We start from the raw sequence: 21,651 nt of genomic DNA, 5'->3' as shown, positions 1-21,651 counted from the left end.
CCACCATGTGGCGGGGGGATTGCGGATATCCCCTTGGGGCAAGGTAGTGTCAAGCTGTGCCGAAGCAACCCGAATACGTCTCAATCGCCGAGACGCTGAAAGCAGAAGTGCTGTCTGGTGACTACGACAGCGAACCTCTGCCTAGCAATGCCAGCCTTGCCCAGCGATTCGACGTCAACGAGAAGACAGCTGGCCGAGCTGTTCAGCACCTGGTCGCTGAAGGCATTTTGATCTATCGCCCTGGCATGCGAGCAGTGCCAACACCGCCTGAACTGCGAGCCACCAAGTGGCCTATGACGGGCCGATACGCACGAGCTCGCGCCGCTCAGGGGCTGATCTTCGGGAACGACATGTCCGGCAGCAGCGTGCGCAAAGACACCGTCCTGCGCGAGTGGATCGAGGCACCGGTTCTCATTGCCCAGCTGCTCAACCTTGAGCCAGGAACCCGCGTCTTCCATCGTTGTAGCCGCACCTACGTCAACGAAGTCCCCACGGAAGACACGTCGATGTTCTTCCCAGCCGCCATCATCGAAGCCGCCCCGCGACTTGAAGCCGATGACCGAATTCAAGTTGTCTCCCTGATTGAAGGAGCGGGCCATACTGTGACACGCACGGCAAATGAAATCCGCGCTCGACATGCCAACACTGCCGAGCAGGAGCTATTCGGCATCGATGCAACCAGCATCGTCATCGAACACAGCCATGGCACCTACGGCGCTGAAGACGAGGCGTTGGAAGCCGTCATCAACGTACGGCCAGCACACGGCAACGTCCTTACGTTCGACACCTACGAAGCACCCATCGACGAATAACAGGAGGACCTCAGTTGTCCAGCGAGCTTTCTCAGGTCAGGGACCGCCTGGCCATTGCCCTCGACACTGACGATCTGGAGTCCGCCGTCTCCATTGCACAAGCGGTACAACCACACATCGGCGTTGCCAAGGTCGGCCTTCAGCTCTTCAGTGCGGCTGGCCAAAATGCAGTCAGGGCCATCCAAGACATCGGCATGAACGTCTTCCTTGACGTCAAGCTGCACGACATCCCCAACACCGTCTATGGGGCCAGCACGGTTCTGGGATCGCTCGGAGTCCGCTACCTGACCGTCCACGGTGCAGGAGGGAAGAACATGCTCGAAGCAGCGGTGAAAGGGCTGAAAGAGGGCGCTGACAAAGCAGGCCGGTCGGCGCCGACAGTACTTGCTGTGACGATCTTGACCAGTGAACCCCACGCCACGTCCAGCCTGCTCAACGAACGACTGGAGGCTGCCGTAGCCGCAAATTGCGGGGGCATCGTGTGCGCAGCGACCGACCTCCCGCTGGTCAGGGAAACAGCTCCGGAAATTTTGACTGTCGTTCCTGGTATTCGTCCGGCCGGCACCCCGGTTCACGATCAAGTGCGCGTAGCCACACCCGCCGACGCCATCCGGAGTGGCGCAAGCATCCTTGTACTCGGCCGGGCCGTAACCAATGCGGAAAGCCCAGCTCAAGCCGCAGAGGCAATCGCAACAGAGGTTGCGCAAGCCATCGTCTAATCATCAGACGAAACGAACGGCCACCTGCACCAAAGCATTGCAGGTGGCCGTTTCGCACGTGAGCACACTCGGAGCACCAGCCGCGGCCGGGGCCGCCGTGCACTTTCCTGCTCGGTCATCTTCCTGATGACGGCGCTGTCGCGGCGCTCGGCGTTGGAGCAGATCCGACTGCGGCGGTGATGGTGATCTCTGGTGCGGGGGCGCCGGGTGCTGGGGGAGTTTCGATCTTGTCCACCACCGGGATGCTGTGGCCTCGACTGCGAGCCTCTGCAGCGACGCGCTTTCCTGGTTGGATGCTTCCGTCTCGCAGGACGATCCAGCCATGCGTGGCGATCCACCGGGATTGTGCCGTCGCATCATCGGCATCGAGGAATAGCCGGAGACCGTTCTGGTCGGTGGCTGCTTCGGCGATCTGCGCCCAATCCGGGCTGTGGCCGTGAATGGCTTGATAGATGCTGATGTAGGCGGCGGTGAAGTATCCGATGTCCTCGTGCGGAGCCTTCGAGATTTCGTCGCCGAGGTGGCGTCGGTGGAACCGCCGGCCGGTGCACAGGGAGCGTTCCTGGGTGTTGAACGCGATCCACCCCAATTTCCGGGCCTTCAGGAAGATAGCTGGTTGGAAGTCCCTGCCGACATACGCCATGCCGGTCGCCTCTGTCCACCACTGCGCAACCTCGGGGGCGGCCACGGCCTCGCTCCAGTGCGGGCCGGTGCCGTCCTCGCGCCAATGTGCTGCCACCGCTTCGGCCAGTAGCTTGCTGAGAGCTGTCATGTCCTTGGTCGTGGAGATGACCTTCTTCGCACGCTGTTGCCTGGCGAACCATTCGTTCCTTCTGGCCAGCTTCTTCGCCGACTTGATGGACGCCGACCCCTCGCTAGGAGCCGCTGTCAGAACAGCAGCAGGCGTGGGCGTCTGCCCTGCTTTCAGCAGCCACATCACCTTGGCAGCGCAATCACTGTCCGCGGCTGGCGGGATCAAGGGTTCTCGTTTCGCGAACCCGTACCGTGCCGGAAACATCGCGCGCGTCAGCAGTATGGCTGCCCGCTGATCGCTGGCCAACTCAGTCGCAGCGAGCCAGCGCTCAGCCTCTTGATCGGTCGGCTCCACACCGTTCTTGACCTTCACCGCAGTGGACATCTGTTCGCCCCTCCCGAATGCTCAAGTCACCGAATACCTTCGCCGCGTCGAGGATGGCACCCGAGTTCGCACCAATCGCTGATTCCTACAGGTGTGTCCCGCCCACGATCCAGTCGGCCGGAGTGGGCTGAGCCAACCGGAACTAATTGCCGCGTTCCAAGGCCAGGAAGCCGGGACTCTTGCGTACGTGAGTGAGGCTGGGGCGCAGCACCAGGCCTGAGTCGGTGACATCCACGTTCGCCTCCTTGTACACCGTTGTCACCTCGGCGAGCCGCTTCTTGAAATCGCGTTTGAACTGGTAGTTGCCCTGCTTGGTGTCGGCGAGCTCGGATCCGAACTGGCCTTTGAGCGAGGCCCACGGCACGGTGGTCTGCTTCTTCAGCCGCGACATGCGGTAGGTCAGCCAGGTGTAGATATCGAGCCGCATCGGTGATTCGCGCAGCAGCATCAGCGCCTGCATGTCCACGGGCACCGGGCGTTCGACGACTTGCTCGAAGAATTCCGGCGACAACCGCACCATGGACTCCATCAGCGACGGCTGGTCATCTTCGGCGCCCGGTTTCCACCACAGGTCATATCCCGACGCCACCGACATCTGGGCGCCCAGCTGCCGGTTCTCGTCGCCGATGTACTCCACAGAGACGGTGGATCGGAAAAGGCGTTCCATCTGCTGCTTGGCGCGTGTGCCGTTGCCATTCTTGCCGCCGGTGGGTAGCTCATGATCCTTGATCAACCCGACTTTGCGCATGAACTCGGTCAGGCTCGCACCAAGCACCAGGTCCCGGCTTTTCGTGCGGACCGCTTCGGTGCTCATCCACGTCAGGACCAGCCGCGGGATGCTGCCGAACGGGTATCCGAGCGAGACTGCCTCACCGTCCGGGCCGAAAATGACCCCGGGCCGCACGATGAGCTGGGTGTTGCCATTGACCCGTCGCCACGCCGCCGGATTGTTCTTGGGTTCCTTATACGGCAGGGAAGTTTGGGTGAACAGCCTGGCCAGATAACCGATTTCGGGCTCGGCATCCCACAGCTCGACCGCGGCGTTGAAGAAGTCCAGGTCGCTGCGTTTCTGCCGGGGCATGAGGGCCAGCCTGCCAGAGCACTGCGCCGTTGTGGCGGCACCACTCGCATACCTTGCCGACCGGGCGGCCCGCAGCACCAGGAAACTCGCTCTGGCTCGCATACCTTGCCGACCCGAGACGGTTATCCACGCATACGTTGCCGACCGGCCCCGAAGCGGAGTTGTCCTCGCATACCTTGCCGACCAGTCCCCAATCTGGGGATCCGCCGCCGCTGCCAGCAAGTTATCCACGCATACGTTGCCGACCGGAGCGGCCGTGTTTTCCCAGGATCGCTCGCATACCTTGCCGACCCACTCGCATACCTTGCCGACCACGCCCCTGTATCTGCGCAGGTGACACGCACAAAATCACGTCCCCCTTTAGTTCTTTCCTGTTAAGAACTACCTCTAGTAGGCTGGCCGTGGCTGTGAATGGATCCCAGCCCACATCACAGGAATTCTCTCCTTGACCAGGGCAACTTCCGGTCACGCAGCAGTTTCAGCCCACATCCAGCTCGCGCTTTCCCGGGCCTTTCCCGTCTCGGTGTGTCTCGGGTTTACGCGCCGCCGACACGGCTCTTGCGTCACGGCGATCTAGGCGCTGCGGCGCGTGGTTCCGTACGGTTTCGCCTCATGACGGGATCACACGCAGACCGCGCCGAAGGGTTCGCCGCGAAGGCGGACGAAGCAATGTGGGCGGCGCTCGATGTGATGGACAGCTTTACCGAGCAGGACGAGTGGTCAGATGCCCTCACACGCAGGCATCGGCGAGCCGTACTGCTCGCCTGGGCGAAAGTTCACGCAATCCAGGGTCAGGCGCAGATCCATGCCATGCTTGCGCTCCTGGACAGCATGGCCGCGCGCGTCTAACTTGCCCAGTCTCAGTCGCCTTCTTCGCGTTCACGAAGTCGGCGGTCGGCCCGCTCGAAGAGAGCACGCACTCGCCGCTGGGCCTCGGCGATTTCCTCAGCAGTCGGCTCGGCATGGTCACCGCCGCGGCGTCGGGCCGCTTCCTCGGCCTGGTACTGAATCTCGTGTTCGGCTTCGGATTCCAGGGATCGGGCTGCTTCCTCGGCGCGCTCCCGGGCGGCCTCGACGGGGTGTTCGCGCTCCCAGACCACTGCGTCCCGGGCCGCGTCGGCCTGCAACCGAGACCGGCACGCCTTGGAGACCCATTCCGACAAGTTATCCCCGGCTTCCTGCTGTATCCGCGCGAACAAGACGTCGTCCATCTCGATGATTGCAGTTGCCATCAGCCCACAGTAGAAGCATCCTCGCGGTGGGATGCAGGTATGAAGACCACGGCGAGGACGATCAAACCCGCGCCGGCTGCCAGGCCCCGCGCGAACGCCGCCGGATAGAGGCCAGGAAAGCGTTCGATCGACGTGCACAACGCCACAACGGCCATGCAAGCGCCCATGCCGAAAAGCCCTTGGCGGGTAGTGCGATACAGCCGTGGTTGCGCCCGACGTTCCCATACGACGGCGATGCCGGCGAGATACACCGTCGGCGGGATGAACCAGGTCACCCACGCCATAAGTGCGGATAGATGCATCACTGCGGTTCCCGCCGGCCCGATGGCGACGGTGGCTTCTACACCGCAGGCGATGACCACTGCGGCGGCCGGGACGTAGTGGATGGCCGTCAGTCGCCGTTGCCCTTCACCTCTCGGCACTGACGAGCCACGATCCCTATTCATCTTCCCGACGGCGCCGCTGGCGCTGCCGTGGCGCTCGGGGGTGGGGTGCCGGATCCGACTGCGGCGGTGATGGTGATCTCTGGTGCGGGGGCGCCGGGCGCTGGGGGAGTCTCGATCCTGTCCACCACCGGCGTCACTGCGTCGTAGACAGCTGTTGCAAGCGCCCTCTCCGGTGCGACCCCGCCAGTGTGCGCGTTGTAGTCGAGGATCTGGAGGTAATCGACCATCTGCGGGCCGGTCAACTCGACAGTCACCATGCCGTTCGGCTCTTCTGCTAGATTCTTCGGCTTGTCGATCTTCCGCCCACTGCCGTAGCTCTTGTCGTGATTGGTGCGAGTCCACAGATCACTGGTCATGTGCAGCTTGAACACCGGCACTGTCGCCGCCTTACGCTCGCGCTCGGGTTGTTCCTTCGGCGAGTCTGTTCCGCACGAGGCGGTCAATGTCAAGGCCCCGACCGCCAGCATGACAGTGAGCATCCGGCGAATCGCCTTGCTATTGCCGACCATTTCTGAACCCCCTTGCACCCTTGGCCGCCGCCGGCCTCGATCCATTCAGGGTAAGCAACAGTGCAGGGCAACCGAGGCGAAACCGGTTGCCTCAAAGGCGAACTGGTGCAACTCGCCTGGCCGATTCAGTGCGCGCGGCGGCGGTCTTTACCGCGGTAAAGAGGATCCGGGAGGGTGTCGTCGAGACCACTTCTTCGGCGCGTCGGTGTTGTTCGCCGCGCTGGGAGTTCGCGAGGGCCGTATGCTGCGAGCCAGTTCCGAAGTAGCCGGAAGGCGAAGCACACGGGAGAGTTTTAAATGGCGTTTGTATATGTGCTGCTCAATCAGAAGGGCGGCGTGGGGAAATCCACCCTCGCAGTGAATCTGGCGGCCGTGACCGCGGATGTCATCAGCGACGCGAATGATCCAGAGGCGTCAGCAACCGTCGCGGCGGTGTCGATCGACCCACAGGGGTCAGCGGTATGGTGGGCCTCGCGGCTCGACAACTTGCCGTTCCACATGGTCCAGGCCCACGACGACATCGAAGGGCTGCGCAAGCTGCGCGAATTGCCCGGCATCGAGCATGTGTTCGTTGACACCCCTGGCTGGTTGGACACCACCGGCGCGGACAGCAGCAGCGACCCTCTCGGTGAAGGACCGGCCGCGGACGCGCTTCGAGCAGTGCTCGAAGCCGCAGATCATGTGATCGTGCCGATCGAGCCGGAGCCGTTGTCGTTCGATCCAACAGCCCGCACCATTCAGAAGATCGTTCAGCCTCGTGGCCTGAAATACACGGTGGTGCTGAACAACTGGGACCCGCGCGATGGCGAAGCTGATCGTGATCAGACCATCGAATTCATCCGCCGCAACGGCTGGAACCGCGCCAAAACGGTGGTTCGCCACTACAAACTGCACACCCGCGCCGCGGCCGACGGGCGGCTGGTCACCGAATATCCACCCAACGGGACAGCGTTGCGGGCGCGGGAAGATTTCTTCAAGCTGGCGCTCGAACTGAGGGTGGCTGTCTGATGGCCCGCGGAACCACCCGGCGCAGCCTCGCCGAGCTGACCGAATCGATCGGCGACAAATCTCCCGTCGACGGGAAAACTGCGGCACTACAGCCCAGGACACCGACAACGGCGCCGCTATCCCACCTGGTCGCCAACCCGCGCAACCCACGCCGCGACATCGGTGACCTGTCAGATCTGGCGTCGATCAAGGATCGGCAGCTGCAGTCGGCGCTTGTCGTGTCCCGCGAGGCGTACTTGAAGCTGTGGCCAGAAGACCTGGACGCGATCGAGGACGCGTTGTGGGTAGTCATCAACGGGTGCCGGCGCCTGGAAGCCGCGCGCAAGTACGGGCGCGTCGAGCTGGATATCGTCGTCAAGAACGAGGTTGCCAGCGACCGTGCTTCACTACTCACCGCAGCGATCGACGAGAATATCGGCCGCCGCGACTTCGATGTCATCGAGGAAGCCGAAGCCGTCGAGCGGCTTGTCGCTGAATGCGCCGGCCACGCCGGCGAGGCCGCCAAACGACTCAACCGCACCGAGGGATGGGTTTCGCAGCGGCGTTCGCTACTGAAACTCGCTCCCGAACTGCAGGAGGCGCTGCGCGCCGGTGAACTTGCGGTGCGGGTCGCGCGGGGCCTGGCCCAGGTCCCATGGGAGGAACAGGTCGCCCGGTGGCATGCCGAGCAGGAGAACGCCGGGAAGAAACAGGAGGGGGCTGAGACCCCGAAGCCAGGGCCCAAACTCCGGCCGGCGAGCGCCCCACGCATCGTCAAGGCGCTGAGCCGGTTTGAGCCAGAACCGGCGATCCTGGCCGAGGCGCTACGCGACTACCTTGACGCGGGGCAACTCACCCAGCTCGTATCGGCACTCCAGGCAACTCGCTGAACCGCTCGGCCGCCGCGAACCGGCGTTCTTTACCGCGGTAAAGAACGCCGCTGCCTGGTGGTGGGTGGCGATCCACACGAGGCAGGGGAGCATCGCCGAGTTGGTTGTGCGCAAACGCCGAACGTGCCAGGTCGGTGCGGAAGTCGGAGATGTGCACCACCATCGGCGGGTACGTCTCCAGGTCGTCGCCCCCGAAGACTTGTGGCCAAGGTACTACGCGACATGGCTGCCAGTACGCCGATAGGCGTCGTAAACGCCCTCTACACCGCGGAGCACCTGGAGCAGGTGGCTGAGGTGCTTCGGGTCGCCCACCTCGAAGGTGAACTTGCTGATCACGACCCGGTCACCGTAGGTGGCTGCCGAGGCGGACAGGATATCGACCTTCGCGTCGGTCAGCGCCTTGATTAGGTCGAGCAGCAGGCCGGCACGATCAAGCGCCTCGATCTGAATGGCCACCAGGAACACCGAGGAAGATGACGGCGCCCACTCGACGTCGACAACGCGCTCAGCCTGCCCCCGTAGCGATCCGATGTTAGGGCAGTCGGTGCGGTGCACGCTGACCTCGCCACCGCGCTTGACGAAGCCCATGATCTCGTCACCCAGTACCGGGGTGCAGCACTTGGCCAGCTTGGCGACCTTGCCCGGCGCGCCCGAAACGCGCACGCCCGCGTCGCCGGTGACGCGGTGCCGATTCGGCGTGGAGCGTTCGGCGAGTTCGTTTTCGACGTCGCCGATGCCGCCGAGTTGGGCCACGAGTCGCTGCACGAGGTGGTGCGCGGACACCTCATTCTCGCCGACGGCGGCGTAGAGCTCCGAGATGTCGGCGTAGTCCAGCTCGTACGCGACGGCGGTCATCGCCTCGACGCTCATCAGCCGGTACAGCGGCAGCCCCACGCGGCGGACCTCCCTCGAGATCTGCTGCTTACCTTTTTCCAGCGCCTCATCGCGCCGCTCGCTGGCGAACCATTGCCGGATCTTCACCTTCGCGCGCGGGGACACTACGAAGTTCTGCCAGTCCCTGTTGGGGCCGTGGTTGCGCCCCTTCGAGGTGAACACCTCCACCACCTCGCCGCTCTCCAGCTGACGCTCCAGCGCGACCAGCCGCCCGTTCACCCGGGCGCCGACGCAGCGGTGCCCCACCTCGGTGTGCACGGCGTAAGCGAAATCCACCGCTGTCGACTTCTGCGGCAACGTGATCACATCGCCCTTCGGCGTGAACACGAAGATCTCCGGGGACTTCAGGTCGAAACGCAGCGACTCCAGGAACTCCGCTGGGTCCGCCGCCTCCCGCTGCCAGTCCAGCAACCGGCGCATCCACGCCATGTCGTCGACCTCGGCGGTGTTATTGGAGTGCTTGTCGTGGGTCTCCTTGTAGTGCCAGTGCGCGGCGATGCCGAACTCCGCGGTGCGGTGCATGTCCTGGGTGCGGATCTGCACCTCCAAGGGCTTACCGTCCGGCCCGACCACAGTCGTGTGCAGCGACTGATAGACGCCGTAGCGCGGCTGGGCGATGTAGTCCTTGAACCGGCCCGGCATCGGCTGCCACAGCGAATGCACCACGCCGACGGCCGCGTAACAGTCACGCACCTGCTCGCACAGAATGCGGATACTGACCAAGTCGTGGATGTCGTCGAAGTACTTCCCCTTGACGATCATCTTCTGGTAGATCGACCAGTAGTGCTTCGGGCGGCCCTCGACGATCGCGGGGACGCGGCTTGCGCCCAGCGAGGTGACGATCCCGGCGCGCACGCGGGCCAAATAAGCGTCGCGCGAGGGGGCACGGACGGCGACCAGACGGACGATCTCGTCGTACTTCTTCGGGTGCAGGATCGCGAAGGCGATGTCCTCCAGCTCCCACTTCACCGCTCCCAAACCGAGGCGATGGGCCAGCGGAGCGATGACCTCCAGCGTCTCTTTGGCCTTCTTGGTCTGCTTCTTCGGCGGCATGAAACGCATCGTGCGCATGTTGTGCAGCCGGTCGGCCACCTTAATCACCAGCACCCGGGGGTCGCGGGCCATCGCGATGACCATCTTGCGGATCGTCTCCGCCTCCGCGGCCGCGCCGAAGTTGACCTTGTCCAGTTTGGTGACGCCGTCGACGAGATGAGCGACCTCGCCGCCGAAGTCCTGGGTGAGCTGTTCGAGGCTGTAGCCGGTGTAGTGGACCGTGTCATGCAACAGAGCCGCCACCAGTGTGGTGGTGTCCATGCCGAGTTCGGCGAGGATGTTCGCCACCGCGAGCGGATGGGTGATGTAGGGGTCGCCCGATTTGCGGAACTGATGCTTGTGTCGCTCGTCGGCCACGTCGAACGCACGCTGCAGCAGGGGCAGGTTCGCCTTCGGGTACAGCTCGCGATGCACAGTGGCCAGCGGTTCGAGCACCGGCTTGACCGCCGCTACGCCGCGCTGCCCTCTCATCCGGTGCATCAAGCGAGCGCGCACGCCTCGGGGAGCGGAGGCCGACGACGTCGTCGACGAAGCGCTGCCCGGCTGCCGCATTGGTGCCTGCTGGTGCAGCTCGGCAGTCTGTCTGTCATCCTCGGTGAGTCGGCGGAGGGCATCAAGGGCGTCGAGGGTGTCGGCTTCACCATGGCGGTGGCCGAGGGCGCGATAAAGAGTCAGCGCCTGCTTGTACAGATCGGCGGCCTGACCGAAATCCTTGGTGGTCTCGCGGACACGCCCGAGGTTTTTGACGGCGTCGGCCTCTCCGAGGCGGTAGTCGAGGGCTCGATAGATAGTGAGTGCCTGCTCGTGCAGGTCGACAGCCTGCCCGTAATCCTCGGTAAGCCGGCGGAGGTCGCCCAGGGCGTCGAGCGCGTCGGCTTCACCATGGCGATGGCCGAGGGCGCGATAAAGAGTCAGCGCCTGCACGTACAGGCCGGCAGCTTGTTCATAGTCCTCGGCGATTCGGCGCAGGCGGCCGAGGGCGTTGAGCGCGTCGGCTTCGCCCAGGAGGTAGCCGAGGCTGCGGCAGATATCGAGAGCTTGCTGGTTCAGGTCGGCAGCTTGCTTGTAGTCCTTGGTGAGTCGGCGCAGGCGGCCGAGGGCGTTGAGCGCGTGGGCTTCGCCCAGGAGGTAGCCGAGGCTGCGGTAGATATCGAGAGCTTGCTGGTTCAGGTCGGCAGCTTGTTCGTGGTCCCCCGTGGTCTCGCATATGCGGCCGAGGGCATCGAGGGCGTCGGCTTCCCCGAGACGGTCCCCGAGCTCGCGGTAGATATCGAGAGCTTGCTGGAGCAGGTCACCAGCCTGCTCGTAGTCGTCGGCCAGAAACCGCAAGCGCCCAACATTTTTCAGGGCGTCGGCTTCGCCCGAGCGGTGACAGAGGTCGCGGTAGAGGGTGAGTGCCTGCCGGTGGAGGTCGGTAGCCTGCTTGTAGTCCCCGGTGAGTCGGCGCACGCGGCCGAGGGCGTTGAGAGCGTCGGCTTCTCCGAGACGGTCACCAAGCTCGCGTGTGGTGTCAGCGGCGCGCTGTTGCAGTCTCGCAGCCAGTGGCCATTCCCCGTTGAGCTCAAGGAATCTCGCCAACGATGCGGTCAAGGCAATCATCCGTGCGAGGTCGCGATCGGCGGTGTGGTCCAGGCAGGCCAGTAGGTTGTCTCTCTCGGTGCGCAACCAGGTGAGGGCCTGTAGCTGGTCGCCGAATTCCGGCACCAGGGCATCACGCGTTGCAGCAGAGGCGATGGCGTCGTCGGTGCCGGTGCAGGGGGGCGACGCCGGCCATCGGTCCGCGTGGGCGGCGGTGTGCTGGTAGTAGTCCAGTAGCCGGTGCACCGCGCCGGTAGTGTCGGCCTCCGCCTCGGTGGTGGTGAGGCTGTTGGCGTAGGAGCGCAGCAGATCGTGCAGCCGATACCGGCCTCGGCTGGTTTCGTTGAGCAGATGGTCGTGGTACAGAGCCAGCAGTTCACGGCGAGCGGTGGCAACATCCACCTCGACCAGCGCCGCCGCTGCATACGCGTCCAGCTCACGGCCGGGATGCAGCCCCAGACGCCGGAACACCTGCTGTCGCTGGAGTGACAGGGCACGATACGACAGATCGAACGCGGCGCGCACGGCTGGAGCGTCGTCGTCCAGCGCGGCCAGACGATCCGCCGCAGCTTCGACCTCACCGGCGTAGTCATCGATGTCGGCCGCCGCCCATGTCCTGTGGTGCGCAAGTTGGCCGGCGACCAACACGATCGCCAGCGGCAGGCACCCGCATACGTCGGCAATACGGGCCGCAGCGCGACGTTCGATCTCGTCGGTAGGGTCGCGGCCGGTAACGGTGAAGACCAGATCCACCGCCGCGGGCGGGTCGAGAACCTCCAGCGCCAAGGGGTTGGTATCCGGCAGAGTGAGCCGGTGCCGACTGGTGACCAGAGTTAGGCATCCCGATCCGCTCGGCAGTAATGGCTCGATCTGTTCCCGGTCGGCTGCGTCATCGAGCACCAGCAGCATCTTCCGACCGGCAAGCAGATGACGCCACAGGTCGCGACGCTCGGCCACCGTATCGGGTAGATGACGCGGGTCGGTACCGATTGCGATCAGCAACCCGGCCAGTACCTCCGCCGCATCTGCTGGAGGTTGTCCAGGAGTATGGGCGTGCAACTGCACGAAGTACTGCCCATCGGGAAACCTCGGTGCCAGTTGGTGCGCGGCGTGGACAGCAAGAGTGGTTTTGCCGATACCGGCCATCCCGTTGATCGCATGGATCGCTACTACCCGCCCCCCGCTGGCAGCGTTCAGGATCTGCCGCAATTCCCGGTCACGACCCAAGAAATCACGCGGAAGGGCCGGAAGACTCGATGTGACGGGCTCCCGCGGCGGCGGTGGTTGCGTCGTGACCACCTGGATCGGTTGGTCACCGCCGACATGCACAGGCGCCGGGGTAGCACCGATCGCCACGGTCTGGGCGACTACCCCGGCGAGACTGATCCCCCCTGGCAACTGATGGGGCGACGCGGGCGGCGTGGGGGCTACCGGCGCGCCGAGGAAGGGTCTTGCGGCTCAGACTTGCCCGCGTTCACCGAACCGATCTCGATATCGCCCACAAACGAGCCTCCCACGACCCGCACCCCCGTCCCGGTCGACTGCACCTCCCGTATCCGCAACGCCGCCGCGGATACCCGCTCCAAATCCACACCCACCGCAGCCCCAGCTGCCGCCTCGTGCGCGCGCACGGCGGCGAGCAACGCCTGCGCCGCCACCAGCAATTCCTGATCGTCTTCAGCGCCAGCGCGCTGGAGATCCTCGACCAGGACCGAACGTCGCGCAACCGAATCAGGTTGTTGCTCTACTGATTCCACACCCGAGGGCCCGACACGACCCGACACCAGAGCCTTCAACTTCGCATAGGCATCGGTCACCGCTTGCTTGGCGGAATCGCTCAACCCCGCCACCGCGCCCACCGCTACCGCCTCGGCCACGATCGCCGACACCGTCTCCAACACGAGATTTCCTTCCAGCACCCCACCCCCCCGCGAGACCGGGCGAGGTCATCAATGTTCTGACCGACGCCGCATTCTACGTTGCAACCCGGCAGCGGAGCCGATATCGCGGCGACGGAGCTGCTGGCCGCTGAGACCGACGCGGTTGTCCCAGGAATCGAGGCCGCATTCGCCAAGATGGGGGCTGCCCCTACTTCGGCGAAACTGACCGTGCGTGTCGCGCCCACCCTGCGGCAGCGGGTCTCCGGCGCCACGAGTGCTGTTCTGGGTTGGCAGCGCTGAGCGCGCGTCGACCCGCAGCGTTCCCGACTCTCGCCTGTGCATACCGGAGTAGCATTCGGGTATGGCGAGGAAGCGGCAGACCCGCAAAGTGACCGTGACCGTGCCCGAGGAGGTCGCGGCCACTCTCGACAACTGGCGCGACGGCGGGACGATCGAGTCGGTGAGCGCGTTCGTCGCAGAGTCGATCCAGGCAGCTGTCGATCGGCAGAAGTCCCTGGCCACCATCGAATCCGTCTACGGCGGCCGACCGCCGCTGGAGATGATCAACCGCGGCCGTGAGCTGCTGGGCCTGCCGCCACTGTCGTCTGACGAACACCCTGCTGCCGGCGCCGCATGAGCGCAACGGCCCTGTCCGGGGTCGTGCTCGACCTGGCCGCTGTGCGCGGCTGGTGCCGCCGCGACCCGTATCCCCACGCCATCACCTGGGCGACCGTCGAGTCGGGCAACACCATCGTCGTACCCGCCGCCGTGCTGACCGCCGCCTACGCGCTGATTCCGTCCGACCAGCACGACATCCTCGCCGCCCTGGTGGGCATGCCACACACGCTGGTGGCCGCCTGCGACGAGGCCTCCGCCGGTGACATCGGCACCTTGCTGGCGGGGAAGTCGAACGCCGACGCATTGTTGTCGGCGGCGCACGCTGTGCGCGAATGCCTCTCACGTCGCTGGCATGTGCTCACCGACCGCTCCGACGTGCTGCTCGACATCGACTCGGGCACGCTGACCGACACCATCCCATAGAACGAACCAGCGGAATGATGCGAGGCGAGGACATCCGGGCAGCCCGGAAAACGAGGGGATGGTCGATCCCGATCCTCGTCGCGGCCTTGATCGAGGCCGCCGACCGCGACGGCGTCCACCTGATGACCCCGGCCTCGCTGAAGACGTCGGTGTCGCGGTGGGAGAACGGCCACGTCGTACCCGACGACCTGTACTCCAGGCTGCTGGCCACGGTGCTGCATCTGCCTTATGCCGGCGACCCGCTCGCTCGAGGACGTGAGTACCAGCGCGACGTCGCCGCCGCGATCACCGTGCTCGACGGGCTGGCCGACAGCGACAGCGGAAACGATCCGGCCCTGGTCACCGCGGGAGCGATCACCAGCATGGGCGCCTCCCAGGTCGTGACCGGATACCTGTTCGCGCAATCGCCCACCCTGACGGTGGAGCCAGACGGCCCCGTACACGGGGTCGCGATCGCCACCCGGATCCGAGACACGGTCTCGACGATGATGTCGATGGACTTCGCCCGCGGCGGTGGGCACGTGCGGCGCACACTGCTGCAGTTCTTCCGCACCCAGGTCGTGCCCGAGCTGCACGCCGTGCATCCGCAGCGGGTGCGCCGCGAGATCTTCTCCGCCGCTGCCGAAGTCGTTCAGCTGTTGGGCTGGAGCGCCTACGACGCCGGACGCCACCCCGCCGCGATCAGATACTTCATCCAGGGCCTTCGCCTCGCCGAGGAAGCCGGGGACATGCGGATGGGCGCCCGGCTGCTGGCCAACCTGTCTCATCAAAGCAATTTCGTCCACCGCTTCGACGACGCGGTCATGTACGCGCGGGCGGCGCAGTCGGCTCTGCGGGGACACGGCACGCCCAGTGTCGAGGCCATGTGCGTGATGATGGAGGCGCGCGGGCTGGCCAGCCTGGCCGATCGCAAGGGCACAGCGGCCGCGATCCACCGCGCCGAGCAGCGGTTCGAACGCCGCCACGGCGACGAACCGACCTGGATCGGCTACTACGACCCAGCCGAACTCGCTGGCGACGCCAGCCACTGCTGGCGCGATCTGCAACTCGTACCCCAGACCCGCACCTTCGTCAGCGACGCCCTCACCGACGACACCCCACCCCGGACCCGGGCGTTCATCCAGATGGTCTCGGCCGAAGCATCGCTGGCCGCTGGCGACTGGGAGGACGCCGGGGCACTGGCCGCGGCCGCCGTCGTCAACGGCGGTGACCTGCGGTCGGCGAGATACCTCCAGTACCTGCACGATTTTTACGGTCGGCTGCCACCCAGCGCCGGCCAGCACCCCACGCTCGCCGAGTTCGTCGACCTGCTGAACACCCGATACCCGGCCATCGTCAAGCAGTAAGCTTTGTAATGACATGGCCGATCGCTTCTGGCCTGCGAGGACAATGCAGCCGGACAACAGCAACTGTCTTGTCGTCGTGGCGTTTCGAGCGTGGTCGGATCTTCGCCGTTGGGGTCGGCTGACTCCTCCCAGTACCAGCACACTGTTCGAGAAGCACTTCGAGAGCGACGCTGTCCATGTCGACATCCGCCAGAAGACACCGAGTTCGGCGACTATACGATCGTCTATGTCCAAGATCAACCGGATCAATATTTCATGCGCGGCGGGGGTGCATGTTCAAAAAATTATGAAAAGTGTTGTGCCGCAATTCAAACCAATTGTGACGAATGATTGTTACATTGCCTGCGGCCCAACTATGTGGAACTGGGTACACCCTCGTAGGGTGATACCGCAATGCTTGAATCCCCATTTGTGGGAATATTAATAATATAATTCCATGGAAAACTCGACTCCGTGGGGTAAAATTAAAAACCAGAGTGGCCCCGCCGAAAATTCTGCCGATCAACCCCGTATGAAGGGGGGCAGGCTACGTGTGGCCCTCAACGGGAACTGGGGTTACCTGTGGGCCGCGGTTGGAAGCCTGATCACCTTCGCCTTGCTGTTCCGGCCGTGGCTCACCGTGTCCGGTCCCAACGGCAAAGCCGAAACCAACGCATTCGGCCGCATCAACGCCTCTACCCGATACCTGACCGTCTGGTCGTCGACGAAACCAATGTCTTTAGCTCACATCACCGGTTTCTGGGCGCTCCTGACCACCGCCGCCATCATCGTCTGTGTGCTCACCGCGATGACCAATCTTCGGACTCGCAACAAAATACTCGAGCGCACGACAGCGATATCCTCAGTGGCAGTAGCGATCTTCACGATCTGCACCCTGCTCTACATCAACAGCAAAGCGCCCGAACTCAAGGAAATGACCTCGCGTCGATGGGATTTGGGCGGGCAGCTCGGATCAGTGATGTCATGGGTGTTCGGCAACGACAAACTGCCGTTCCCCGGCATCAGCGAGACCCGCTACGCAACCTCCAGCCTCACCCTCACGGCCATACTTGCTTGCTTCACCTCTATCGGCGCGGCCCTGGCCGCCAGCATCCAGCATATTCTCACGGGCACCACCAAGCCCTTCCGCTTACCCTGGCCCCCTCCACCATCAGACCCCGACACCGACGGAACGTAGAACCCGCAGCCTAGATCATTCGAAGCGCAACCTTGCATCAGCCAGACCACCGTGGGCAGCCCGGCTCTCACCGATCGAATCCGTCCCACAGGTGATCACGGTCGTAGAAATCGGCGAGAGCGCTCCGGCCGGTGAGCCCACGGAACGCGTGGTCCTTCTGCGGCGGCGGATACGGAATCCCGCTGTTCTCCGACGCCGACGACGCGGCCGCGCAATACCCCTGGCTGGCCACACACGGCTGGGTCTACCAACGCGGCGAGAACCTGCACTGGGGCAAACGCGCCGAAGCCGAAGCCGAACGCCGAGCACAGCTCTCCGCCACACCGCAGCCGTGACGACGCCGCTGTTGCTCACCGGCACCGGCGAGGTGTAGCTCTCCCCCATGGGACGACGCATCGACTACCACCACGACTCAAACGCGCCCGCCGCCAACAGCGTCCGCCCGAGCGCCGGCGCATTCGTCCGCCGCGGCGAGACCGTCCTGCTGATCTGCCGCAGCGACAACGGAAACTGGTCCATGCCCGGCGGCGCCCACGACCCCGGCGAATCCCTCAGCCACACCGCGATCCGGGAGACCATTGAGGAAACCGGTGTCGAGGTCCGCCTCACCGGCCTGGTCGGCGTCTTCACCGACCCGCACCACGTCATCCACTACACCAGCAACGACGAAGTGCGGCAGGAATTCACAATCGTCTACCGCGCCGAACCACTCGCCGGCCAGCCCACACCCAGCAGCGAAAGCACCCGCGTCGAATGGGTGCCGATCACACGGATCCCCGAGCTGCCGATGGACTCCAGCCAACGCAAACGCATCGACTGGGCATTGACCCGCACCGAACCCCACATCGACCCGACCTCCTCCTGAAAAAGGTCGATAGCGTCCTCGATCAACCCGGCAGCGTCCTCCCACCACGACACCTCAGGCCGATTCTCGTCGAGCTGCGCCAGAACCTGCTCGACCACACCGCGCGGCCACCGACCGCCCCCGTAGCACGCCTCCAGCAGCTCCCTGAGTTCCGCGCGGATCGTGGAGTCGTTCACCGCGGCGGAGACCTTGATCGCGCGATGCAAAGGCTCGGGAATGTCCAAGTTCAGGTACTTGAATGGCTCACCTGCCGGCATTCTCGCCACATCGAAGCTGCCGGTGGCCACCCATGCGTCGGCTTCGGCCCGGATGCGGGCGCGCCGCGCCTCGTCTGTTTCCTCGACACTCACCGGTCGAACCCGTCCCATACGCGATCGCGATCGTAGAAATCGGCGAGAGCGCTACGAGGAAACTGGTGGTCCTTCTGCGGCGGATCCGGATCCAGGACGGTGGGATGCTCGAGCGCGTGCAACTCGCGCTCGCGGGCGGCCTCGGCGATGTTCACGGCGCGCTCGGCGCGGTCACGGGCATCGACGAACAAACTGTGCGCCTGGCGGCTGAGCTTGATCAGGTCGTCGCGGCGCACATGATCGACGTCGATCTCGTTGATTGTCCGACGCACTTCGGTGACCAGCTCTGCGAGATGCTCCTGAATCTCCTCGACACGCCCGGTGTCCGGTGTGTGCCCGAGCTGCTTCAGATCGTCGATGGTGTCGCCGATCCGCTCTTCCAGACTGCGCATTTCGCTGCTCCCCTCGCCTCCCTGCGGCCCGATCAGGCCTCGATCAAGGGGCAAGACTACGGCCAAGCGCCGACAGTCGACAGGCGTTCGAACAAGCTCCGCATCCAGGAAAGTTGCAGCGCGTCGAAGACCATCGCGCGGTCCATGCAACGGCAGGGAGCAGAGGAGGGTTCCCCGCCGTTGTTGTCGTTCGGGGCTACCGAGGACCACCGACGACCTCCCGATTCTAAGCCCGTCCGGACACGCGTCGGCCGAGTCACGCGCATGCCCTGATCTCAGCGCCTCAGTGGTCGGGAACCTGCCGCAGGCGGCTCAGCGATGCCGAGGTTGTGGGCGAAGACGCTCGGTGGCATCAACGAGCAGGCCCTTGGCCTGGCGACCGCGCAGGATCAGGTCGTAGCGACGCTCGTCATCAGCCGGGACCATGCGGCGCACTTCGGCGACCAGGTCATCCAAGCGAGCACGCAGTTGCTCGATGCTCTCCGGATCCGGGACATGCCCGAGCTGCTTCAAATCCTCAATAGTGTCGTCGAATCGACTTTCCAGACTGGGCAACTAGGGCTCTCCTCGCCTCCCTGCGGCCCGATCAGGCCTCGATGAGGGGCCAGAGTACGGCCAAGCACCGACAACCGCCACATGCCCGATCCAGGCCCTTCTGCTCACCCTCACGACGGCGACCCCCTCATGCACTTCGTTTCGAAAGGAGTCGGCCCGCTCGATGCTCAACCTTGTGGTTATCATTCGGCAAAAGCTCCAGGTCCTTGCGGTTTCCCGCCTCAGTCGAGCTCTCATGAGAGGGGAAGGCAGTGGCTTCGTGGCGTGATGTGAGCGGAGGTCACGGTTTCGGCCGCATGATCGAACTCGGTGTCGAGGCAGTGGTGAACAAGGTCGGCGGCCGCGCAGGGTGTGCACCGTTGACCTGGGAGCTGTATGCGACCGACGACACCGGTGCGCTGGCGGTCAGTGGCACCACCTCCGGTAGGGACTACAGCGAGAAGCAGGTTCTTGCGATCGTGCAGGCGTGGGCAGAGCTGCTGGGCTTGAGCCGCGTCGTTCCGCCGACCACAGGCGGGACGAGTGAGTACCGAGGAGTGGTCGACGGCATCGAAGTCGAGGTTTGGGGCGTCATCGACAAACAGTTCTACGACCTCATCTCCGGCCTCGACTTCCCCGAATGACGATTGCCGCCGCGCCCCACCGGGCAACAACTCCCTCCTCCCTCGAGACGACACACGCATGCGATCGCTGTCTGGATGGTGCAAGAAGACACAACCCCATCCCGCGTAGGCTGCCGGGCTATGGCATCAGAGGATCTGCAAGCGCAGGTGACCGCGCTGGAAGCGCAGGTCCGTGACCTAACCGGGCGGTTGCAAATCGCCGAGCAAGACGCCGCGGCGGCACGGGTACTGGCCGGTGGCGCAGACCGGGACGTGACCGCGATCTGTTCGGAGATCCGCGACTTCCGCCAAGCCACCCTGACCGAATTCACCGCCATACATGAAGATCTGACCGACCTGCGCAATCTGATGAACACCCACTTCGCCGAGATGCACAACGGGTTCGCCGAGACACAGGGCAAGCTGGCCGCCGCAGCGTCCGGACAATCCCGGATCCTCACCCTGCTGACCACGCTCATCGAACGTGGCGACGGCCAGCAGCCACGGCTATAGGTGGGTCAGTACTCGCGCAGTCCGACCAGCGGAACCTTCCATAGGGGTACCAGTTCTGTTCACCACACCCACCACCCCGCGAGCGTGGCGGTGCAGCGCTGAGGGCGGCCCGGCCGGGAGGGGTAGCGGGTCAGCGGATGCCGAAGCGGCGCGCGCGCAGCTCGGCCAGCACCCGGCGCACCGCGGCCGGGTCGGCGTCGGTGAGCGCGGCCAAGTCCGCCATCGAATAGTTGCCGCGCTGGGCGAGGATCCCGCCGACCGCGTGCAGCACGACCAGATCGTGGGCCTGGCGGGTGGTCGAGGCGAGTTCGGCGATCACCTCATCCAGCCACGGCACCTCACCGCGTTCGGCGCGTTCGCGTTCGGCGCTCGACAACACCGCGTCGAACGCTTCGGCGATATCGGCGTACACCGCACCGCGAGCGTCATCACGCCCCACACATCCAGCCTTGTCCGCCGGTCCGCATGGCGCAAACGCGGTAACCCTCCAGCAGGCCGCATCCGGTCGCGAATCCAACGGCTACATTCGTTATTCGTGACCACCGATGACGCGCGGGACTCACTCGTCACCTACGCACAACCGGCTCCTGCAGCTGGCTCTGGTTCAGGCGTGGGGCTTCGCCGGAGTCGAGCTCAAACGTAGGATCTGGCTCTAAGGGGTTGCCCGGGTGAAACCGGTGAGGCATACACCTTCGCTTCTACGAGGCCACGATGTACCCGACCGCGCCGAGGTGGTCGACGATGTCGGTAGCTGCCAAGGGACGTTGCGCGGTGCGGGTGATCTCGGCGACGCGGTCGGCTGGGCAGGCGGTGACCGGGCCGGACACGGTGGCGCAGACCGTGCAGTCGGCGACCGTGCCGGTGAGGTGGGCTTGGACGTTGCGGCCGTCGAGCGCGGCGACCAAGCCGAGCATGCTGAACGGGTTAGTGGACATCAGAGTGGGTTTCCTGGTTGGCGACGTTGCGGGTCCGCCTGCGCGGCCGACTCCCTTGTCGGCCTACCGACGCCGTTGTCGAGGGCGGTTTCGGGTGACGGTGTTGTCACCGGTGGTGCGCTCGCTGCACAACAACCATCCTCATCGGATAGGTACCGGCCCCACATCGGTCATTCACACCGGCATATACCTGTCTACGTACGTGGCTCCCTACCGATCGACGTTCGGGCGAGCGGCGCTCGCGTGAATCTGCGGTTGAACCGTCCCGGTGTGTGAATTTGGGGTATCCCCAACGCCACACTCGGCAGAGACGCGAACAGCGTCGGGATGAAGTGGTTCTCGCGTCATCCCGACGCTGTCCGGCTGGAGTCGGTTTGGCTGCTCAGCCTGTTCGGCTCTGCGTCACCGAACTGCCCAGGTCCTTACAGCTGGTGGGCATCCGGCTCGGGGTGAGTTGGTCGGAGTTTGGGTTATGGGCGGGTGATCTCGGTGGCGTGGAGGTTGCGCAGGGTGCCGTCTCCGGCTTCGTGCTGGGAGGGGTAGAGCAGTTGCACGGCGACGGTCAGGGGTGTTCCGGGTTCGATGGTGTGGTTCTCATCCGGTGTGGTGATGACGACTGATCCGTCGGTGCCGTCCTTGATCACCTGGTACCACTG

General features: G+C 64.7%; 26 protein-coding genes and 1 pseudogene. 14 read left to right on the top strand and 13 right to left on the bottom strand.

Going from position 1 to position 21,651, the window contains the following annotated elements; translation table 11 throughout:
- Positions 1-56: 56 nt before the first annotated feature.
- Together ABZW96_RS35805 and pyrF are read left to right on the top strand one after the other, a co-directional pair.
- Positions 57-812 carry a GntR family transcriptional regulator gene (locus ABZW96_RS35805; protein WP_355081107.1) on the top strand — a complete coding sequence of 252 codons (756 nt, stop codon included), beginning with the start codon at positions 57-59 and terminating at the stop codon, positions 810-812.
- A 14-nt stretch (positions 813-826) separates the two neighbouring features.
- Positions 827-1,531: an orotidine-5'-phosphate decarboxylase gene (gene pyrF / locus ABZW96_RS35800; protein ID WP_355081105.1), complete on the top strand. Its 705-nt coding sequence runs from the start codon at positions 827-829 to the stop codon at positions 1,529-1,531.
- Between the two features lie 115 nt (positions 1,532-1,646).
- Here pyrF and ABZW96_RS35795 read toward each other — a convergent pair whose 3' ends face one another.
- Positions 1,647-2,669, bottom strand: coding sequence for a hypothetical protein (locus ABZW96_RS35795; RefSeq protein WP_355081103.1), 1,023 nt, complete (start codon positions 2,667-2,669; stop codon positions 1,647-1,649).
- Positions 2,670-2,811: 142 nt separating this feature from the next.
- Complete coding sequence (locus tag ABZW96_RS35790) at positions 2,812-3,828, bottom strand: replication protein RepA (RefSeq protein WP_355081101.1); 1,017 nt, start codon at positions 3,826-3,828, stop codon at positions 2,812-2,814.
- A 534-nt stretch (positions 3,829-4,362) separates the two neighbouring features.
- Between ABZW96_RS35790 and ABZW96_RS35785 the strand changes: the two genes are divergently transcribed.
- On the top strand, positions 4,363-4,599 hold the full coding sequence (locus ABZW96_RS35785) for a hypothetical protein (RefSeq protein WP_355081099.1): 237 nt from the start codon (positions 4,363-4,365) through the stop codon (positions 4,597-4,599).
- Between the two features lie 11 nt (positions 4,600-4,610).
- Here the strand turns inward: ABZW96_RS35785 and ABZW96_RS35780 are convergent, their stop codons facing one another.
- Genes ABZW96_RS35780 through ABZW96_RS35770 form a run of 3 tightly spaced genes read right to left on the bottom strand, consistent with a single transcriptional unit; the run spans position 4,611 to position 5,937 of the window.
- Positions 4,611-4,961: a hypothetical protein gene (locus tag ABZW96_RS35780; RefSeq protein ID WP_355081097.1), complete on the bottom strand. Its 351-nt coding sequence runs from the start codon at positions 4,959-4,961 to the stop codon at positions 4,611-4,613.
- A 20-nt stretch (positions 4,962-4,981) separates the two neighbouring features.
- The gene (locus ABZW96_RS35775; protein ID WP_355081095.1) at positions 4,982-5,404 is read right to left on the bottom strand and encodes a hypothetical protein; all 423 of its coding nucleotides are present in this window, start codon (positions 5,402-5,404) and stop codon (positions 4,982-4,984) included.
- 20 nt (positions 5,405-5,424) lie between these two features.
- A complete protein-coding gene (locus tag ABZW96_RS35770; protein ID WP_355081093.1) occupies positions 5,425-5,937 on the bottom strand; it encodes a hypothetical protein in 513 nt (170 codons plus the stop codon).
- Positions 5,938-6,234: 297 nt separating this feature from the next.
- Between ABZW96_RS35770 and ABZW96_RS35765 the strand changes: the two genes are divergently transcribed.
- Positions 6,235-6,945 carry a ParA family protein gene (locus ABZW96_RS35765; protein WP_355081092.1) on the top strand — a complete coding sequence of 237 codons (711 nt, stop codon included), beginning with the start codon at positions 6,235-6,237 and terminating at the stop codon, positions 6,943-6,945.
- Entirely contained in the window at positions 6,945-7,814 is an 870-nt protein-coding gene (locus ABZW96_RS35760; RefSeq protein WP_355081091.1) for a ParB N-terminal domain-containing protein, read from the top strand. Before ABZW96_RS35765 ends, ABZW96_RS35760 begins: the two co-directional genes overlap by 1 nt.
- Before the next feature lie 213 nt (positions 7,815-8,027).
- Here the strand turns inward: ABZW96_RS35760 and ABZW96_RS35755 are convergent, their stop codons facing one another.
- From ABZW96_RS35755 to ABZW96_RS35745, 3 genes and pseudogenes are all read right to left on the bottom strand, one after another.
- The gene (locus ABZW96_RS35755; RefSeq protein ID WP_355081109.1) at positions 8,028-10,313 is read right to left on the bottom strand and encodes a RelA/SpoT family protein; all 2,286 of its coding nucleotides are present in this window, start codon (positions 10,311-10,313) and stop codon (positions 8,028-8,030) included.
- A 117-nt stretch (positions 10,314-10,430) separates the two neighbouring features.
- Positions 10,431-12,638, bottom strand: a pseudogene (locus ABZW96_RS35750) (tetratricopeptide repeat protein); the annotation flags it as partial.
- A gap of 128 nt (positions 12,639-12,766) precedes the next feature.
- On the bottom strand, positions 12,767-13,240 hold the full coding sequence (locus tag ABZW96_RS35745) for a hypothetical protein (protein WP_355081090.1): 474 nt from the start codon (positions 13,238-13,240) through the stop codon (positions 12,767-12,769).
- Between the two features lie 78 nt (positions 13,241-13,318).
- Here ABZW96_RS35745 and ABZW96_RS35740 point away from each other — a divergent pair, with 78 nt between their 5' ends.
- From ABZW96_RS35740 to ABZW96_RS35710, 7 genes are all read left to right on the top strand, one after another.
- Positions 13,319-13,519 carry a hypothetical protein gene (locus ABZW96_RS35740; RefSeq protein WP_355081086.1) on the top strand — a complete coding sequence of 67 codons (201 nt, stop codon included), beginning with the start codon at positions 13,319-13,321 and terminating at the stop codon, positions 13,517-13,519.
- Between the two features lie 61 nt (positions 13,520-13,580).
- The gene (locus ABZW96_RS35735) at positions 13,581-13,856 is read left to right on the top strand and encodes a hypothetical protein (RefSeq protein WP_159850991.1); all 276 of its coding nucleotides are present in this window, start codon (positions 13,581-13,583) and stop codon (positions 13,854-13,856) included.
- On the top strand, positions 13,853-14,260 hold the full coding sequence (locus tag ABZW96_RS35730; RefSeq protein WP_195133485.1) for a hypothetical protein: 408 nt from the start codon (positions 13,853-13,855) through the stop codon (positions 14,258-14,260). The genes ABZW96_RS35735 and ABZW96_RS35730 overlap by 4 nt, the downstream gene beginning before the upstream one ends.
- Positions 14,261-14,274: 14 nt before the next feature.
- The gene (locus ABZW96_RS35725; protein WP_355081084.1) at positions 14,275-15,606 is read left to right on the top strand and encodes a helix-turn-helix transcriptional regulator; all 1,332 of its coding nucleotides are present in this window, start codon (positions 14,275-14,277) and stop codon (positions 15,604-15,606) included.
- A 436-nt stretch (positions 15,607-16,042) separates the two neighbouring features.
- Positions 16,043-16,783, top strand: coding sequence for a hypothetical protein (locus ABZW96_RS35720; protein WP_355081081.1), 741 nt, complete (start codon positions 16,043-16,045; stop codon positions 16,781-16,783).
- A gap of 131 nt (positions 16,784-16,914) precedes the next feature.
- Positions 16,915-17,118 carry a hypothetical protein gene (locus ABZW96_RS35715; protein WP_355081079.1) on the top strand — a complete coding sequence of 68 codons (204 nt, stop codon included), beginning with the start codon at positions 16,915-16,917 and terminating at the stop codon, positions 17,116-17,118.
- Between the two features lie 47 nt (positions 17,119-17,165).
- The gene (locus tag ABZW96_RS35710; protein ID WP_355081077.1) at positions 17,166-17,648 is read left to right on the top strand and encodes an NUDIX domain-containing protein; all 483 of its coding nucleotides are present in this window, start codon (positions 17,166-17,168) and stop codon (positions 17,646-17,648) included.
- A gap of 346 nt (positions 17,649-17,994) precedes the next feature.
- Here the strand turns inward: ABZW96_RS35710 and ABZW96_RS35705 are convergent, their stop codons facing one another.
- Entirely contained in the window at positions 17,995-18,600 is a 606-nt protein-coding gene (locus ABZW96_RS35705; protein ID WP_355081075.1) for a hypothetical protein, read from the bottom strand.
- 102 nt (positions 18,601-18,702) lie between these two features.
- Positions 18,703-18,945 (bottom strand): hypothetical protein, encoded by a 243-nt coding sequence (locus tag ABZW96_RS35700; protein WP_355081073.1) that lies wholly within the window; start codon positions 18,943-18,945, stop codon positions 18,703-18,705.
- A gap of 296 nt (positions 18,946-19,241) precedes the next feature.
- Between ABZW96_RS35700 and ABZW96_RS35695 the strand changes: the two genes are divergently transcribed.
- Positions 19,242-19,568, top strand: a complete 327-nt coding sequence (locus ABZW96_RS35695; RefSeq protein WP_355081071.1) for a hypothetical protein — start codon at positions 19,242-19,244, stop codon at positions 19,566-19,568.
- A gap of 120 nt (positions 19,569-19,688) precedes the next feature.
- Positions 19,689-20,060, top strand: a complete 372-nt coding sequence (locus ABZW96_RS35690) for a hypothetical protein (protein WP_355081069.1) — start codon at positions 19,689-19,691, stop codon at positions 20,058-20,060.
- A gap of 130 nt (positions 20,061-20,190) precedes the next feature.
- Here the strand turns inward: ABZW96_RS35690 and ABZW96_RS35685 are convergent, their stop codons facing one another.
- The 3 genes from ABZW96_RS35685 to ABZW96_RS35675 all read right to left on the bottom strand — a co-directional run.
- A complete protein-coding gene (locus tag ABZW96_RS35685) occupies positions 20,191-20,499 on the bottom strand; it encodes a hypothetical protein (protein ID WP_355081067.1) in 309 nt (102 codons plus the stop codon).
- Positions 20,500-20,758: 259 nt separating this feature from the next.
- The gene (locus ABZW96_RS35680) at positions 20,759-20,995 is read right to left on the bottom strand and encodes a hypothetical protein (protein ID WP_355081065.1); all 237 of its coding nucleotides are present in this window, start codon (positions 20,993-20,995) and stop codon (positions 20,759-20,761) included.
- Positions 20,996-21,465: 470 nt separating this feature from the next.
- A partial coding sequence (locus ABZW96_RS35675) for a hypothetical protein (RefSeq protein WP_355081063.1) occupies positions 21,466-21,651 on the bottom strand: 186 nt, incomplete at its 5' end.

The sequence above is a fragment of the Nocardia sp. NPDC004168 genome, from assembly GCF_040610355.1.
Lineage (GTDB): Bacteria > Actinomycetota > Actinomycetes > Mycobacteriales > Mycobacteriaceae > Nocardia > Nocardia sichangensis.
This window is presented reverse-complemented; position numbering and strand designations above follow the sequence as displayed.